We start from the raw sequence: 15378 nt of genomic DNA, 5'->3' as shown, positions 1-15378 counted from the left end.
TTTGAAGCAAAGAAAGCGGGACCAAAATTAATGAAAAAAATTGGATTTGATTCGGAGAAATATTTGCAAGAACAATCAGCCTACATCCTAGAACGGGTGCAGCAGTACGATAAACTTTACTTGGAATTTGGCGGAAAATTGATAGGCGACAAACATGCCAAGCGTGTCTTGCCTGGGTTTGATGAAGATGCCAAAATCAAACTATTGCATACACTGAAAGAAAAGGCGGAAATCATCATCTGTGTCTACGCTGGAGACATCGAACGAAACAAAGTCCGTGAAGATTACGGCATCACGTATGACCAAGATGTCTTGCGCTTAATTGATGAATATCGGGCATATGGCATTTCTGTCAACAGCGTCTTAATCACTCGTTATCAAGGGCAACCAACAGTCAAAGTATTTATGACTAAGCTTGAGAGAAGCGGAATTAGCGTCTGTATTCACCGTGAAATCGAAGGTTATCCGACAAACGTGGACGCGGTCCTTGGGGAAGAGGGATTTGCGACAAACCCTTATATTCAAACGACAAAGCCAATCGTAGTAGTAACGGGCCCTGGCCCAGGTAGCGGAAAGCTGGCCACCTGCCTTAACCAAATGTACCACGAGAATAAACTTGGAAATGAAGTCGGCTATGCCAAGTTTGAGACGTTTCCGGTTTGGAACTTGCCATTAAAGCACCCGGTAAACATCGCTTATGAAGCGGCTACCGTCGATTTGAAAGACGTAAATATGATTGATAATTATCACTATGAAGCATACGGAAAAGTAGCGATCAATTACAATCGTGATATTGAGACGTTTCCTGTCATCAAAAGGATTATCGAAAGGATTACCGGTAAAGCGTCTGTTTACAGCTCACCAACTGATATGGGGGTCAATCGTCTGAAATCGGGCATTACCGACGATAGGATTGTCCAGGAAGCTGCCAAGCAGGAAATCATTCGGCGCAGTTTCGTCGTAGAGAATGACTATAAAAAAGGGCTTGCCGATGAAGACAGTGTAAGCCACATGCAAGTGATTCTGGAAGAGACCAATTTAAAGAAAGAGGACCGGACACCTGTATTGCCGGCCCGTAATTATGCGAAAGCAATCCAAGAGCAGATTGACAGCACGAATCTACAAGCCGTAATTGCGATAGAACTGCCGAATGGTGAGATAATCACCGGTCGAACGACAACTTTGATGGATGCTTCGGCAGCCGCGATTTTGAATGGGTTGAAGAAATTGACCAATATTTCCGATGAAATTAATTTGTTGTCGCCGATGATTTTACAGACGATTCAACGGTTGAAAACGGATGACTTGAACAGCCGCGTCCCAACATTAAGCGCCAATGAAGTGCTCATTGCACTGGCAATCAGTGCGGTCACCAATCCTACTTCTGAGCTGGCTTATAAGCAATTACCAAATTTAAAAGACACTCAAGCTCATTCTACGGTCATATTGAATAGAGAAAACGAACAGACTTTTAAGAAGCTTGGAATCGACATCACCAATGATCCGATCTATCCAACTGAGAACCTGTATTACAATTAGATTTTAGAAAACACTTGCCTATTTCTTCTTACATAGAAGTCTGAAGCAGGTGTTTTTTGTTTATATAGATATGATTATTTTGAACTTGCGATGTCTTTGTTCGGCTTAAAATTGAATTAAGCAAGGACAGATTAGTTCTGTAAAGAGCTAGTAGACTGTTTAGTAATGCAACTTCGCAAAAGCGCCAGGATCATTATCCTGGCGCTTCTTCATATCGAAATAGTGATGCTTTGTTTTGGAAAATCTAATAGCCAACTACGCATCATGCATGCCTTAAGCAATCTACTTTTTAAAATGCCCATGAGGATCAATGACGAACTTCTTGGAAGCCCCTTGGTCAAATTCAGCGTATGCCTCTGGTGATTGATCCAACGTAATGACCGTTGCGTTTACTGCTTTGGCAATTTGTGCTCTTCCGCTTAAAATCGATTTCATCAAGTCACGATGGTATCTCATAACCGGAGTTTGGCCCGTCACAAACGTGTGAGCTTTTGCCCAGCCAAGTCCTAAGCGTACCTTCAAGGTTCCATTTTGAGCATCTTGGTCAGCAGCGCCAGGATCACCGGTTACATAAAGGCCTGGTATACCAAGACGTCCACCTGCACGAGTAACTTCCATAATGGAATTTAATACGGTAGCCGGTGCTTCTCCGGCTCCTTCGCCATGTCCACTAGCTTCAAAGCCTACACAATCAATGGCGCAATCCACTTCTGGGACGCCTAAGATTTGAGCAATTTGTTCCGCAAGGTTCGCATGTTCCCGAAGGTTGACAGTTTCACAGCCGAAACTATGAGCCTGTGCAAGGCGCTCTTTGTTTAAATCCCCCACGATGACAACAGATGCACCCAGTAGTTGAGCAGAGTGGGCAGCGGCTAAACCTACAGGACCAGCCCCGGCAACATAAACAGTAGCTCCTGGTTTCACACCCGCACTCACAGCGCCGTGGTAGCCTGTCGGGAAAATATCGGAAAGCATCGTTAAATCCAGTATTTTTTCCATCGCTTGATCTTTATCCGGAAATTTCAGCAACTGGAAATCTGCGTAAGGGACCATCACATATTCCGATTGCCCGCCGACCCATCCGCCCATGTCTACGTAGCCATAAGCAGATCCAGGACGATCCGGATTTACGTTCTCGCAAATATGTGTGTCTTGTTCTTTACAGCTGCGGCAGCGGCCACAAGCAATATTAAATGGAACAGACACCAGGTCCCCTTTTTTGATAAATTCAACATCACGGCCGACTTCAATGACTTCTCCTGTGATTTCGTGGCCGAGTACAAGCCCTTCAGGAGCTGTCGTCCGGCCGCGCACCATGTGTTGATCACTTCCGCAAATATTCGTAGTAACAACTTTTACAACCACGCCATGTTCACATTTACGCCCTACATTCAATGGATTTACCCCGGGACCGTCTCTGATGATTAATTCAGGGTAGCTAATATCTTCAACTGTTACAGTTCCAGCACCTCTGTATACAACCGCTCTGTTTCCTGCCATTTCTGTCAGCTCCTATCTAATTTTTTACAGATAAAGATCGAATCTTTGCACCGGGGCAGCATCGGAGAAGGGCAAACATTTGGTTATTTATATTCAATATTCTTTATATTCTAAATTATAATTCTTTTTAATGGAAGAACGCACTTTTTTGTGAGAAGGTTACCTAAAGGTTACTTTCAGGAAGAAATGGAAGAAGGGGGGCAATCTAATGGGTGATCTGCGGTCAGAAATAAAAAGGGAAATTGAGAGTGGCGAATTTAATTGCGAAAAGGAACTGACCTTATCGATTATTAGTGGCAAGTGGAAAATCATTATTATTTATTATTTGGGGACAGAGGGTGTGTTGCGCTTTAGTGAGATTAACCGCCTACTTCCCAAAATTTCACATAAGGTACTGACTACTCAAATTAGAGAGCTAGAAGAGGATGGGATTGTCCACCGAGAAGTATTTGCTGAAGTTCCATCGAAAGTAGAATACTCATTAACCACTTTAGGGGAAAGCCTAATTCCAATCGTTTTACTAATGGACGAATGGGGAAAGAAAAACATCAAACATTTTCCTGTTGCAAAAAATGGATAAAGACTCTTTTTTCATTTTTAATAAATCTAACCTTAATAAGCTATACCGTAGAAAAACCTATCACAAGTAACTAATTTTAAAGCTTCAATAAAAACTTCGAAACAAAAAAGACGAGTCCGTACAAAACGGAATCGTCTTTTTGACATCTATCAATTCAAAAATAAATAAATAATGTATAACGGCACCAAAATGATGGCCATATACTTTATTAAGTACAGCGAACTCGTAGATAGACATTTTACTTTCGCGATTAACGCCTCTTTAAAATCGTTTGCCATTTCGGACATTGTGTCTGCCCCCTTTAGTAAGTAAGATTAGTATAAAGCAGAGAATACTTGAATGGTACTTTGCTGTTTCATAACTTTTTAACGCACATTCGAATTGCGTAAAGGAGGTTTTGCATGAACCGCTTTATAGGCCTGGTCGCAAGTAGTTTATTACTAGTCACGGGATGTAGTCAGGAAGGGGAGAAGATTGTGCAGCAACACTCAAGCGAACTTATTCAAGCAGTTGAAAACAACGAGTTAAAAAAGGTGCAAGAAATTTTACAGGATCCATCCTATCCAATAAATGAAACGAATACTAAAAAGGAAGCACCGCTATTAATTGCCACGCATGGCAATCATGTCGAGATAGCGAAACTATTGATTGATGCGGGAGCAGACATCAATCAACAAGATAGTATTCAAGATAGTGCTTATTTATATGCAGGCGCCCAAGGGAAAACAGAGATTTTAAGGTATATGATCGAGCATGCAAAACCCAATCAATCGATTGTGAATCGTTATGGGGGCAATGCGTTAATACCTGCTGCTGAAAAAGGACATTTAAACAATGTGAAGCTACTGTTAGAAGATGGTCAAGTAGACATCGATCATCAAAATAATTTTGGCTATACGGCATTGATTGAAGCAGTCGCATTAACGGACGGTTCGGAAATATATCAGCAAATTGTACAGGTATTGGTAACATTTAATGCGAACAAAGAACTTCGTGACAACTCGGATAAAACAGCACTCGATTATGCGAAGGAAAAAGGCTATACCGCAATGATTAAACTGTTAGAAGAATAGTAAAGTTATGATTAAAAAATGGTATAAAAAAGGCGATTCCATTCAAAAGGTAATCGCATTCAGTCTCCTCGTCACTGGGGTCTTCAGCTTTCGTCGCTACGTTACTCCACGGGAGTCTCCGTGGTCAGAACGCTTGGAATCTTCCTGCTTTAATCAAAGTGAGTTGAATTAGTTTATTATCTACTAACAAAAGCGTTACGAGGTCTTTTTAAGCCGTCACTCAAGGATCTGGAGCATCAAACGGCGACTCCTGCGGAAGAACGGAGTGATGAGACCCCGCAGGAGCTTGCGACGAGGAGGCTCAGCGCTTCGTCCGCGGAAAGCGTCCGTTTTATGCGGAAGATCCCATATAAATAAGAAACAATGAATTACTATTCTTTTTCTACAAGCTAAGGCGATCCTATTCAAAAGGGAATCGCCTTTTTAACGTTCATTGATTTAAAAGTAAATAATAGATTAAACCCAAAAACGCGTCTTTTTTACAAGAATATAACCAATAAAAAAATTTCCCAGGCCAAAAGATAGAAGTACCCGTTGAATTTATCAATTAAGTTGTAAAATACATAGGCTGCTGATAATATTTAGGAGTCTAATACTTAGATATCTAAATATTTCATATGGAAAGAGTGAATAGAATGAAACTAGAAGGAAAAGTTGGAATCATTACAGGCGGTGCTTCAGGGATCGGCAGAGGAATTGCTCTTGCAATGGCTAAAGAAGGCGCACATATTGCAATTGTCGATATCAATGAGGAAAAAGGACAAGAAACTTTAGCAGAAATCAATCAGTACACGAAAGGCGCTCTATTCATTAGAGATATAGCGGTAAAAGAAAATGTGCAACAAATTGTCAGTGATGTGGTAGCGGAGTTTGGAACGCTCGATATTTTAGTCAATAACGCACATGCATCGCAACAAGCATCGTTTATTGAAACGACGCAAGAACAATTTGATTTATCGTTTAACACAGGCTTTTATCCGACGGTTCACTTTATGCAAGCAGCTTATCCAGAGTTAAAGAAAAACAAAGGAAAAGTAATTAACTTTGCATCAGGAGCGGGCATAAACGGACAAAACACACAAACCTCATACGCAGCTGCAAAAGAAGCAATACGCGCGATTTCGCGTGTGACTTCAAACGAATGGGGACCAGACGGCATCAACGTCAACATTATTTCTCCAATCGCATTAACATCTGGAGTAGAACAATGGCGAGACAATGCACCAGAAATGTATGAAGCCATGATTAATAATATTCCGCTTCGTCGCATTGGCGATCCTGAAGGGGATATTGGAAGAGCAGCAGTCTTTTTAGCAAGTGAAGATGCAGACTTTATTACGGGGCAAACGCTTATGGTAGATGGCGGTAGTGTGAAATTACGTTAAATTTGAAGAGGAGAATGAACAATGGCTAGAGTAAAAAACAAAGTAGCGTTAGTTACAGGTGGAGCTTCTGGAATTGGACTTTCGTCAGCTAATTTATTAGCAAAAGAAGGAGCAAAAGTCGTCATTGCAGACTTTAATCTAGAAGGCGCGAAAGAAGCGGCAAAACAGATTAACGAACAAGGCGGCGATGCGCTAGGGATCTTCCTTGATGCAAGCAAAGAAAGCTCAATTCAAGAAGCGGTTGAGTACACGGTAGAACAATATGGAAAAATCAACGTGTTGGTGAATAATGTTGGCGGAACTAACTTGAAAAAGGATATCGATGTGGTCAATTTGGATCTTGAAGAATGGGACCGCTTGATGAATTTGAACTTGAAGAGCGTTCTTCTTGGAAGTCGATTTGCGATTCCCCATATGATTAAAGATGGTGGCGGTGCAATTATTAATACGACGTCTATGGCTGGATTTGCAGGCGACTCGGTTCGTTCAGCATACGGGGCATCAAAGGCAGGTGTGGTTAACTTAACAAAATACATTGCCACTCAATACGGCAAGCAAAATATTCGTTGCAACGCAGTTGCACCTGGATTAATTTTAACGCCAGCTGCAAAAAACAGTTTATCTCCAGAGCTTTTAGATACGTTTATGAGATACAATCAACTGCCATACCACGGCGAACCAGATGATATCGGAAACACAGTGCTATTCCTTGCTTCTGATGAATCGAAGTTTATTACAGGTCAAACGATTAAAGTAGAAGGCGGACATTACTTGAGCAATCCGACCATTCCAGATTTTAAGGAGTTATCAAATGGTTAAGACGATTACGGCTACATCTTCCAGTTTACCGGTAGCTATTAAGGTTGATTGTACACAATTCTTGTTATGTTAGTGCTAGCGATCGTAGCTGTTCTTTACGCTTTCAAAGGCAAAGAAAAACTTTTAAGCGCAGGGGCTTGGAAAAACTAAGTAAGTTGAGAATGTCCGTATCGTTTTGTAATAATGTGCTTTCCTCGCTATGATATGATTGATATAAGTAATATCTAAATGAAGAGCCCCTAGAGAATAGGGGCTCTTCTTCATTAGAAAGTAGGGATTTATGAACATGAGTGAGCAGACTATTTTTGAAATCATTCACAATATGGATAAAGTAACAGATAATTTAATCGTTCAATGGAATAAGGCTTTCAATGAAGATCTTGGAGTGTCGCATATCTTGGTTCTGGCTCATTTAAAAGCTCATGGAGATAGCTTCCCATCGGACATCGCTAAAGAAGTTGGGTTAACTCCTCCGACAATAACGCATTTATCAGAAAAACTTGTCAGTAAAAAGTTAGCGGTTAGGTCGACATCGGATTCCGATCGTCGAATGATTATTTTATCCATTACAGATAAAGGCGCAGAAATGGTCAAAAGAGCAAACGAAGAAGGCGTCGAATTGCGAAAAAAATTATTTGAAACCTTAACAGCTGAAGAAAGAGATCAGCTACTCAAGATTTTCCGCAAATTAAATAAATGAGAATAATGCATTAGAAATTCAAGAAAGGTGGCTTTTTCAATGACTAAATTACCGCTCATTATCGATACAGACCCAGGAATTGACGACGCGATGATGCTAACTTTAGCATTTGCAAATGAACAGGCTTTCGACGTTCGACTTGTTACCACGTGTTCAGGAAATATCTCTCAAGACAAAACGAATTACAACGCTCGTTCTTTTTTAAGTTATATCGGAGCAAATGTTGAAATAGCACGTGGATTAGAACAGCCGATCTTTCGTGAACTAGAAGTGGCGGAAGATATTCACGGAGAAAGTGGCTTTGGCAATGTACAATTTCCCGCACCAACCTTACCAGTAAGTAAACGACCAGCTATCACAGCCATGCTGGAAACAATTATGGCGAGTAATGAGAAAATGACCATTGTCGCAACTGGACCCTTAACCAATGTAGCAGCGTTGTTACTGGCACACCCTGAAGTCAAACCAAAAATCGAGCGGATTTCTTGGATGGGCGGAGCAGCAGTAGGTGGCAATATGTCGCCAAGTGCAGAATTTAATGCCTATGTAGATCCGCACGCAGTAGAAATTGTGTTTCGTTCAGGTGTACCCGTTGTGATGAGCGGATTAGACGTTACCCACAAAGCGTTTGTCACAATCGATGAAGCCAAAAGTATATTGGCGATCGGAACAGAATTTGCAGAAAAAGCGTATCATCTTGTGACTTATTATTTGGAAGTTATGAAGCGAACACCGTTTCATGAAGAAAACTATGATCAAGTGTTACATTTCCACGATGTTTGTGCCGTTATGTATTTGTTGAGACCCGAATTATTTGAAGGCCAAGATTGCTATGTAGAAGTAGCGCTAGAAGGGCTTACAGCGGGAGCTACAGTTGTTGACTATACAAGTCGTTCCGGCAAAAAGCCAAACGTACACGTTCTTCATACCGTTAATCGCGAAGAATTTGTCGCTGAATTTGTAAAAGCGGTAGAAGTTATTTCGGACAGATTGAATTAATGGAAAGCTTCAGAGATCTAAAAAAGAGCGTCTACGAGTCGAATAATCGACTTGTAGACGCTCTTTTTTATGGGGTTAGAAAAGGAGAGTAATATTTTTAAATAACGACAGGGTATATTGGTCCTTTAAAAAAACTCTTTAATAGACATTTAGTCTTCTCTAAAACAATTTAGTTGAAGAGAATACCTGGTTTTGAACATATTAATTAAGGTTTTTAGGGTTCTAAATGCTTACTTCAAATAAAAAATTTCCAATTTTTAACTTAAAAAAGCCTGATAAATAACCTAATGCGAGAATCTCTACTAACAATGAGATGTTAAGAATCCTTTAATGACGCGTTTTTTATTGATAAGAAACTCTTTAGTCCCTATTATCTGAAAATATTTAGTATATTTTTGAGAATTAATAAAAATTTAATTGAATAAATTTACAACAGTGTTACAATAGCACTATGAATAGTTACGATAGTACTAATAAATTATATTTTAAAAATATACGACGGGGGTTTTATAATGACGAATAACTTTGCTTCAATTGGGGAAGTCCTTACTTATTTAAAAGATGTCACTGATTTAGAGGAAAGAGCTAAAACAATTCATAGTTTTGTTGAGGTAGATAATGAATATGACCGATATTTAGAAAGTGGTCCTGCTACTTTAATGAACGTTATTACAGAACAAACAGGTGAAAAAAAAGAATGTATTTTATGGAATGTGAATCATTATCTTAGTTTAAATAGAAATAAGAATGTCATTGAAAAAGCGACTCGCGCTTTAAGTCAGTTTGGTACTGGGGCTGGAACTTCTGCCTCTTCTTGTGGAATGACAACTTTACACAAAGATATAGAGCGAAAGATAAGTGAAATGACTGGAAAAGAAAGTGCTGTTCTTTTCCCAACAGGATTTACTGCAAATTTAGGTGCTATTTCAATGTTAGTAGGTAGCAAAGATCTTATTCTTTTTGATCGCGAGAGTCATTCATCTATCATTAACGGTATAAAGCTATCTAATGCTAGAAAATGGGTTCCATTTAAACACAACGATGTTGTGGATCTTGAAAAGAAGTTAGCAAGATATCAAGATTCATTTGAAAATATTTTTGTGGTTATTGAGTCAGCTTATTCAATGAGTGGCGATTTAGCTCCATTGAAAGAAATGGTAAGGTTAAAGCAGAAGCATAATTTTTATCTATACGTTGATGAAGCACATACATTCGGTATTTATGGAGACAAAGGACAAGGGTATTGTTATGAGCAAGGGGTAAGTAGTGAAGTTGATTTTATTATGTCTACGTTATCGAAAGCAACAGCTTCTATTGGTGGTTTTCTTGCAGCAGACAAGAAATATTGTTCATTGCTCCGGTTTTCCGATTCTTATTTATTCCAAGCCTGTTTAACACCTGCAGATGCTGCAGTGGTTTTGGCAGCACTTGAAGAGATAGAAAACAATCCTTCATTAATTCATGAACTGCATGCTAAAAGTAACTACATGCGAAATTCATTAATATCTAAAGGATTTGACCTTGGAAGCAGCGAGAGCCCGATTATTCCCGTATTTATTGAGGATCATAATAAATTGAGATTGGTCGTCAATGACCTTTATCATATGGGTGTTTATTCTACTCCTATTGTTTTTCCTGCTGTGAAAATGAACCAAGGAAGAATTAGGTTAATCGTCAACTACAATCATACAAAAGAGCAGATTGATTATACAGTAAATGCTTTAGAAGAGGTTTGTGGCAAACATCAAGTTAGTGGAATTAAAGAAAATAGATTAGTTGATATGCATAGAGTTATGTGAGCATATGAACAATAATAAAAATCAACTTGTATTGTCTTTTCATCCAATGACCTTAAGTTTTCGGGACCGTTCACTAGAAAATGAATTTAAATCTATAAATGACAATGAAGTACGAGTGTTTAATAAACTAGGTATAGCCTTGTCTTACTTTGCCTGGCTTACTTTGGTTATATTCTCGTATATTAATATACAACCAGAGTACCCGCACATTGCTAAGGTGATATTTTTTGTCTTATACCCTATATTTACGTTGAATTTACTAGTTTTATCTTCAAATCGCCTTTCAAAATACCATCAGCTTATGACAGCAATCTCCAATGGCTTTGCAGGGATGAGTGTAGTTTATATAGGTCAAATTGTATTAGATAATTATATTCTATCGATTTGTGGAATAATTATAGTCAGTATGTTTGCATTCTTTATACTGAGACAAAGATTTAAAATTGCGGTTCCAATTACCCTAAGCTATGTGATCATCTATCAAGTTACATTAATAGGCACAAGTGAAGTTGAAATACTTTCTTTACTTCTTTGGGTGCTTGTTGGAACTTGTATCGTAGGCGGAAACATTTTAGAACAGGCAAACCGCAAAACATTTTTTCAAAACAAGTTACGCCGAATTGCTGAGGCAGAGAACCGTGACAAAGGCGAGTTTTTGAGTAATATGTTCAACTTGGTACCTGTACCGATTATTGTTGCTCAAGAAGATCATCAAATTTTGGAAACCAATCCAGCATCAAATGAACTTTTTGGGACAGAACAGCAGTATTTACTCGATTTATTGGCACCTTCTGAACGTCGCCGAATGACTTTGCTTAAAGGCTTTCTAAAAAGAACCCCGATTCATAACTTTGAAGCAGAGCTAGTCGATCGAGAAGGACATATCATTTCTACATTAATCAATGTGAACTTTGTAGAAAGAGAAGGAAAGAAGATGTCTATTTGTGCCATCCAGGATATTACTGATCGCAAAAAAGCCGAAGAGGAAAGTACCTATCTGGCCTATCACGATAACTTAACGGGACTTCCTAATCGTCTGCAGTTTACAGAGAAACTAAATAGCTTTGTGGAATTAGAACAGGAAATTGCTGTATTATTTATTGATTTAGATAAATTCAAAATGGTAAATGATACGCGTGGCCATACAGTTGGTGATAAACTCTTGCAGCAAATCGCAAAACGATTAAACAGTTGCGTTTCTAGAGGAGATATTGTGTTTCGTATAGGTGGAGATGAATTTACCGTTATATTATTAGGAAGAACGAAGTTTGAAGTTTCTCGTATCGTAGAGAGGATTTTAGAAGAAATTCGTAAGCCGATTTTTATCGATCAGCATGAACTATATTTGAGATCTAGTATTGGCATTAGTTTTTATCCTTCAGATGGTGAGAATATAGAGTCATTGATAAAAAATTCGGATATTGCTATGTACAATAGTAAAGTATTAGGCGGGAACAATTACAAGTTCTTTACGAACTCGATGAATAGCTCTTTTGAAGAACGAGTCAACCTTGAAGAAAATCTTCATAACGCGCTAGAAAATAATGAGTTAGTCATGTACTACCAACCGCAGATCGATCCGAAAACAGGGTGTATGTATGGGGCAGAAGCGCTTATTCGTTGGATCCACCCAGAGTGGGGAATCGTTCCACCTGATCGCTTTATTCCGATTGCAGAAGAAACGGGATTAATCATTCCAATAGGAGAATGGGTGCTAAGAACGGCCTGTAAACAAGCGGTACAATGGAACGATACGTATGGTCGTCCTTTCCATATAGCTGTGAACTTGTCAGTCAAACAATTTGTGAATAATGATATCGTGGATACTGTCCAACAGGTTCTCGAGGAAACAGGGTTAGATCCGAACATATTAGAACTTGAGTTAACCGAAAGTGTTTTCCTAGAAAATACTGAATCGATGATAGCCATTATGAATAAATTGAAAAAGCTAGGGGTTCGAATCTCGATTGATGATTTTGGAACGGGTTACTCTTCCTTATCTTACTTAAAGGATCTTCCAATCGACTCTATCAAAATTGATCAATCCTTTATTAGAAATCTATCTAAAAATAAAAAAACCAACTCTATTATTTCTACAATTATTAGTTTGGCACAGAAGTTGGATTTAAAGTCTGTTGCTGAAGGCGTAGAAACTTTAGAACAATATAATTACTTTAAAGAAGAAGGGTGCGACCTAGCACAAGGCTATTATTTCAGCCGGCCAGTGCCTGTAGATCAAATAGCAAACTTACTCGATCGGACAGAGTGGGATGTTGAAAAAGTGGATGATAATTTTGCGGTAGTCGTAGAAACAGTTGAAGTACCTGTGAAATGAAATAACTTTTCAGTAAGCCAATCAAATAAAACGGACAGCGAAAAAGAAACTCTTTTTTGCTGTCCGTTTTTTGAGTTTGGGGTATGCTAGTGGAACATTAAGGTAGATTATTCAGTAAGAAGTAAGAAGTAAGAAGTAAGAAGTAAGAAGTAAGAAGTAAGAAGTAAGAAGTAAGGAGGAAGAAAATGATTAGTGAAACGGATTTAATTTATTTAAAGCGGTGTGTGGAATTAGCGGGAATAGCTTTAGAAAAAGGCGATGAGCCATTTGGTTCGGTTCTCGTTTCAGTTACAGGAGACGTTCTCTTTGAGGATCATAACCACGTAGCAGGAGGCGATCATACACAACATCCTGAATTTACAATTGCACGATGGGCAGCAAACCATTTACCACTTGAAGAACGAAGCAAAGCAACGGTTTATACGTCGGGAGAACACTGTCCAATGTGTGCAGCAGCTCATGGATGGGTAGGTTTGGGAAGAATCGTTTATGCAAGCTCTTCTAAGCAACTAACCGACTGGCTAAGTGATATGGGAGCAGCGCCTTCACGCGTTCGAAATTTAGCTATTGGAGAGGTTATTAAGGATGCGGTAGTAGATGGTCCCGTTGCGGAGCTAGCCGAGCAGGTGCACAAACTTCACCAACGTTCGTTTGATGCAAAGCAGTAAAATAATCGATTCAATTATGGGTGCTACAGAGATGTGCTTTTCGTGTCTATTGATTCGTATGAAGGGAAGGTAAAAAATGACGAAAGAGGACATGATAAATGATAACCAAAACTTGCTGATTGAGTCTGAGCGATGTTTTGTAAGACCCTTTATCGAATCAGACCTTGATGCTTTTATGTTGTATCGAAATGATCTAGAGTGGATGAAGTTCCAGGGCTTTAAAGGGTTGGCAAGAAAAGACTACGAAGAAGCCTTGTTGAAACAACCGGTTGTGGAAAATGGAATCCAACTTGCAATCATCCGAAAAACTGACCAAACTCTTGTTGGAGATATTTTTTTGAAAAAAGAAGCGAATACTTACTGGATTGGCTATACAATAAGTCCGCTAGTTAAAAGGCAAGGATATGCTTTTGAAATGGTGAATACGGTTATTCACTGGGTCAAAAAACAAGGTGAATTCAAAATAAAGGCTAGTGTCGCGTTAGAAAACAGAGCATCTATTCAATTATTAGAAAAAGTAGGGTTTGTTTTACTCGAAAAGGAAGATGATGAATTCATTTATTTTATGCCTCATAATTTAGTGGAGTAACCATTCGTTTGCTTTAATCATTGTTATAATAAGAGCGTATCAAAAGCGAACCTACGGCTTTGATACTCTTTTTTGGGTCATACAGATTTAGTTAGGGAGTTGGAGAAAAGATGAATAACAAAGACATAGCAGATATTCGCAAACGATTTAAAGTAGACTCCGATCTACTGAAAATCGGTGACATTTATAACGTGTATATTCAGCAGGAAAGTAGTGAAATTTACCATGAGGAAAGTCGGTCATTTTCTTTATTAGACCGAGAACAACAAGAACTTTTTCTTGCCAATTTCAAAAAAGTATTAGGTGGAAAACTGGATATTAAGCTATTTGAAGTGAAATTCCAACCACAAGAAGAAGGACAAAAAGACCATACGCAACATTTATTATACGAGGGACTTGAAGCAAAAGAAGTCGCAGAATGGAAAGAAAACATGCAACAAATTGCTTTAAAGATGGTTCAAGATGTTCAATACGAAAAGGATATAGTCATTACGTTTATTCGTGGGAACTACCATAAAACCACAAAACGTAAATCAGATGAATCTGAAATGGATTTTCGAGATGAGACTTACACCACTCCATTTATTTTAAGCAGCATGAACCAAACCGAACTGCCGAAAAGTTCACTGGTATTTGATTTTGTGGAAAAAGAATTTAAATCGAATATACTAGTCGATCCAGTTATTAAACTATCTTCGCCAATTGGTGGTTTCTTGTTCCCAAGCTTTACGGACAATGCGGCAGACATCAATCGCATTTTGTATTCCGCTGGAAAAACAAACAAGCCAGATTTCCAATTTATCGAAAATGTATTAAATGGAGATGAGATCGTTACAGCTGAAGAAGACAAAGCGGTATTCGAGGAAATTGTCAAAGCAGTGATTGGAGACGAAGTTGATTCGAGAACACTTGCAGGTGTATACGATGAAATCAATCAGATGTTAGTCATTGAAGCTGAAAGTGACGATGACGATGAAGAAACTCCTATGATGGACGTTAAAGAAGTAGAGCGTGTATTAAAAGCGAGCGGCATGAAAGATATTAGTACAGAAAAAGTAGAACGAGCATTTCAGCAAGTGGTTGAAGACAAAACCTACGAAATGAAGGCTAGCCATATTGTGCCTAGTTACACTTCGAAATCAATTAAAATCAGTACGAAAGTAGCGGATATTGCGATAAATCCTCAAGACTTACGTTACGTCAAACAAGTTAATTACAATGGTAAACGTTGTGTATTAATTGAAGTAGAAGAAGATACGATGATTGAAGGATTTAAATTGATTTCAGAAGACTTAATCGAGTAAATATCTCGCGCGGAATAACTGCCAAACAAAAGTGGAATGATCTACTTTTGTTTGGCAGTTTTTTTGTTGATTTTTATAAACAACACCT

14 protein-coding genes are annotated in these 15378 nt (G+C 38.7%); 12 read left to right on the top strand and 2 right to left on the bottom strand.

The window, feature by feature from the left end:
• Positions 1-30 precede the first annotated feature (30 nt).
• Positions 31-1539: a DUF1846 domain-containing protein gene (locus tag PLANO_RS15075; RefSeq protein ID WP_038705239.1), complete on the top strand. Its 1509-nt coding sequence runs from the start codon at positions 31-33 to the stop codon at positions 1537-1539.
• 282 nt (positions 1540-1821) lie between these two features.
• Here the strand turns inward: PLANO_RS15075 and fdhA are convergent, their stop codons facing one another.
• Positions 1822-3039 carry a formaldehyde dehydrogenase, glutathione-independent gene (gene fdhA, locus PLANO_RS15070; RefSeq protein ID WP_038705238.1) on the bottom strand — a complete coding sequence of 406 codons (1218 nt, stop codon included), beginning with the start codon at positions 3037-3039 and terminating at the stop codon, positions 1822-1824.
• Between the two features lie 208 nt (positions 3040-3247).
• Here fdhA and PLANO_RS15065 point away from each other — a divergent pair, with 208 nt between their 5' ends.
• On the top strand, positions 3248-3619 hold the full coding sequence (locus tag PLANO_RS15065; RefSeq protein WP_038705237.1) for a winged helix-turn-helix transcriptional regulator: 372 nt from the start codon (positions 3248-3250) through the stop codon (positions 3617-3619).
• A gap of 149 nt (positions 3620-3768) precedes the next feature.
• Here PLANO_RS15065 and PLANO_RS16140 read toward each other — a convergent pair whose 3' ends face one another.
• A complete protein-coding gene (locus PLANO_RS16140; protein WP_197053094.1) occupies positions 3769-3906 on the bottom strand; it encodes a hypothetical protein in 138 nt (45 codons plus the stop codon).
• A 114-nt stretch (positions 3907-4020) separates the two neighbouring features.
• Between PLANO_RS16140 and PLANO_RS15060 the strand changes: the two genes are divergently transcribed.
• The 10 genes from PLANO_RS15060 (at position 4021) to PLANO_RS15015 (ending at position 15290) form a co-directional block, all read left to right on the top strand.
• On the top strand, positions 4021-4692 hold the full coding sequence (locus tag PLANO_RS15060) for an ankyrin repeat domain-containing protein (RefSeq protein ID WP_038705236.1): 672 nt from the start codon (positions 4021-4023) through the stop codon (positions 4690-4692).
• Between the two features lie 635 nt (positions 4693-5327).
• The gene (locus PLANO_RS15055; RefSeq protein ID WP_038705235.1) at positions 5328-6077 is read left to right on the top strand and encodes an SDR family NAD(P)-dependent oxidoreductase; all 750 of its coding nucleotides are present in this window, start codon (positions 5328-5330) and stop codon (positions 6075-6077) included.
• 21 nt (positions 6078-6098) lie between these two features.
• Positions 6099-6896 (top strand): SDR family NAD(P)-dependent oxidoreductase, encoded by a 798-nt coding sequence (locus PLANO_RS15050; RefSeq protein ID WP_038705234.1) that lies wholly within the window; start codon positions 6099-6101, stop codon positions 6894-6896.
• Positions 6897-7182: 286 nt separating this feature from the next.
• Entirely contained in the window at positions 7183-7596 is a 414-nt protein-coding gene (locus PLANO_RS15045; RefSeq protein ID WP_038705233.1) for a MarR family winged helix-turn-helix transcriptional regulator, read from the top strand.
• Positions 7597-7635: 39 nt separating this feature from the next.
• A complete protein-coding gene (locus PLANO_RS15040) occupies positions 7636-8595 on the top strand; it encodes a nucleoside hydrolase (RefSeq protein WP_038705232.1) in 960 nt (319 codons plus the stop codon).
• A 512-nt stretch (positions 8596-9107) separates the two neighbouring features.
• Positions 9108-10394: an aminotransferase class I/II-fold pyridoxal phosphate-dependent enzyme gene (locus PLANO_RS15035; RefSeq protein WP_038705231.1), complete on the top strand. Its 1287-nt coding sequence runs from the start codon at positions 9108-9110 to the stop codon at positions 10392-10394.
• A 4-nt stretch (positions 10395-10398) separates the two neighbouring features.
• On the top strand, positions 10399-12729 hold the full coding sequence (locus PLANO_RS15740) for a putative bifunctional diguanylate cyclase/phosphodiesterase (RefSeq protein WP_052124346.1): 2331 nt from the start codon (positions 10399-10401) through the stop codon (positions 12727-12729).
• A gap of 185 nt (positions 12730-12914) precedes the next feature.
• Positions 12915-13397: a nucleoside deaminase gene (locus PLANO_RS15025; RefSeq protein WP_038705230.1), complete on the top strand. Its 483-nt coding sequence runs from the start codon at positions 12915-12917 to the stop codon at positions 13395-13397.
• Positions 13398-13473: 76 nt separating this feature from the next.
• The gene (locus PLANO_RS15020) at positions 13474-13986 is read left to right on the top strand and encodes a GNAT family N-acetyltransferase (RefSeq protein WP_156108915.1); all 513 of its coding nucleotides are present in this window, start codon (positions 13474-13476) and stop codon (positions 13984-13986) included.
• Positions 13987-14096: 110 nt separating this feature from the next.
• Positions 14097-15290, top strand: coding sequence for a DUF4317 domain-containing protein (locus PLANO_RS15015; protein WP_038705229.1), 1194 nt, complete (start codon positions 14097-14099; stop codon positions 15288-15290).
• Positions 15291-15378 lie beyond the last annotated feature (88 nt).

Origin of the sequence: Planococcus sp. PAMC 21323 (assembly GCF_000785555.1) — a bacterium.
Taxonomy (GTDB): domain Bacteria; phylum Bacillota; class Bacilli; order Bacillales_A; family Planococcaceae; genus Planococcus.
This window is presented reverse-complemented; position numbering and strand designations above follow the sequence as displayed.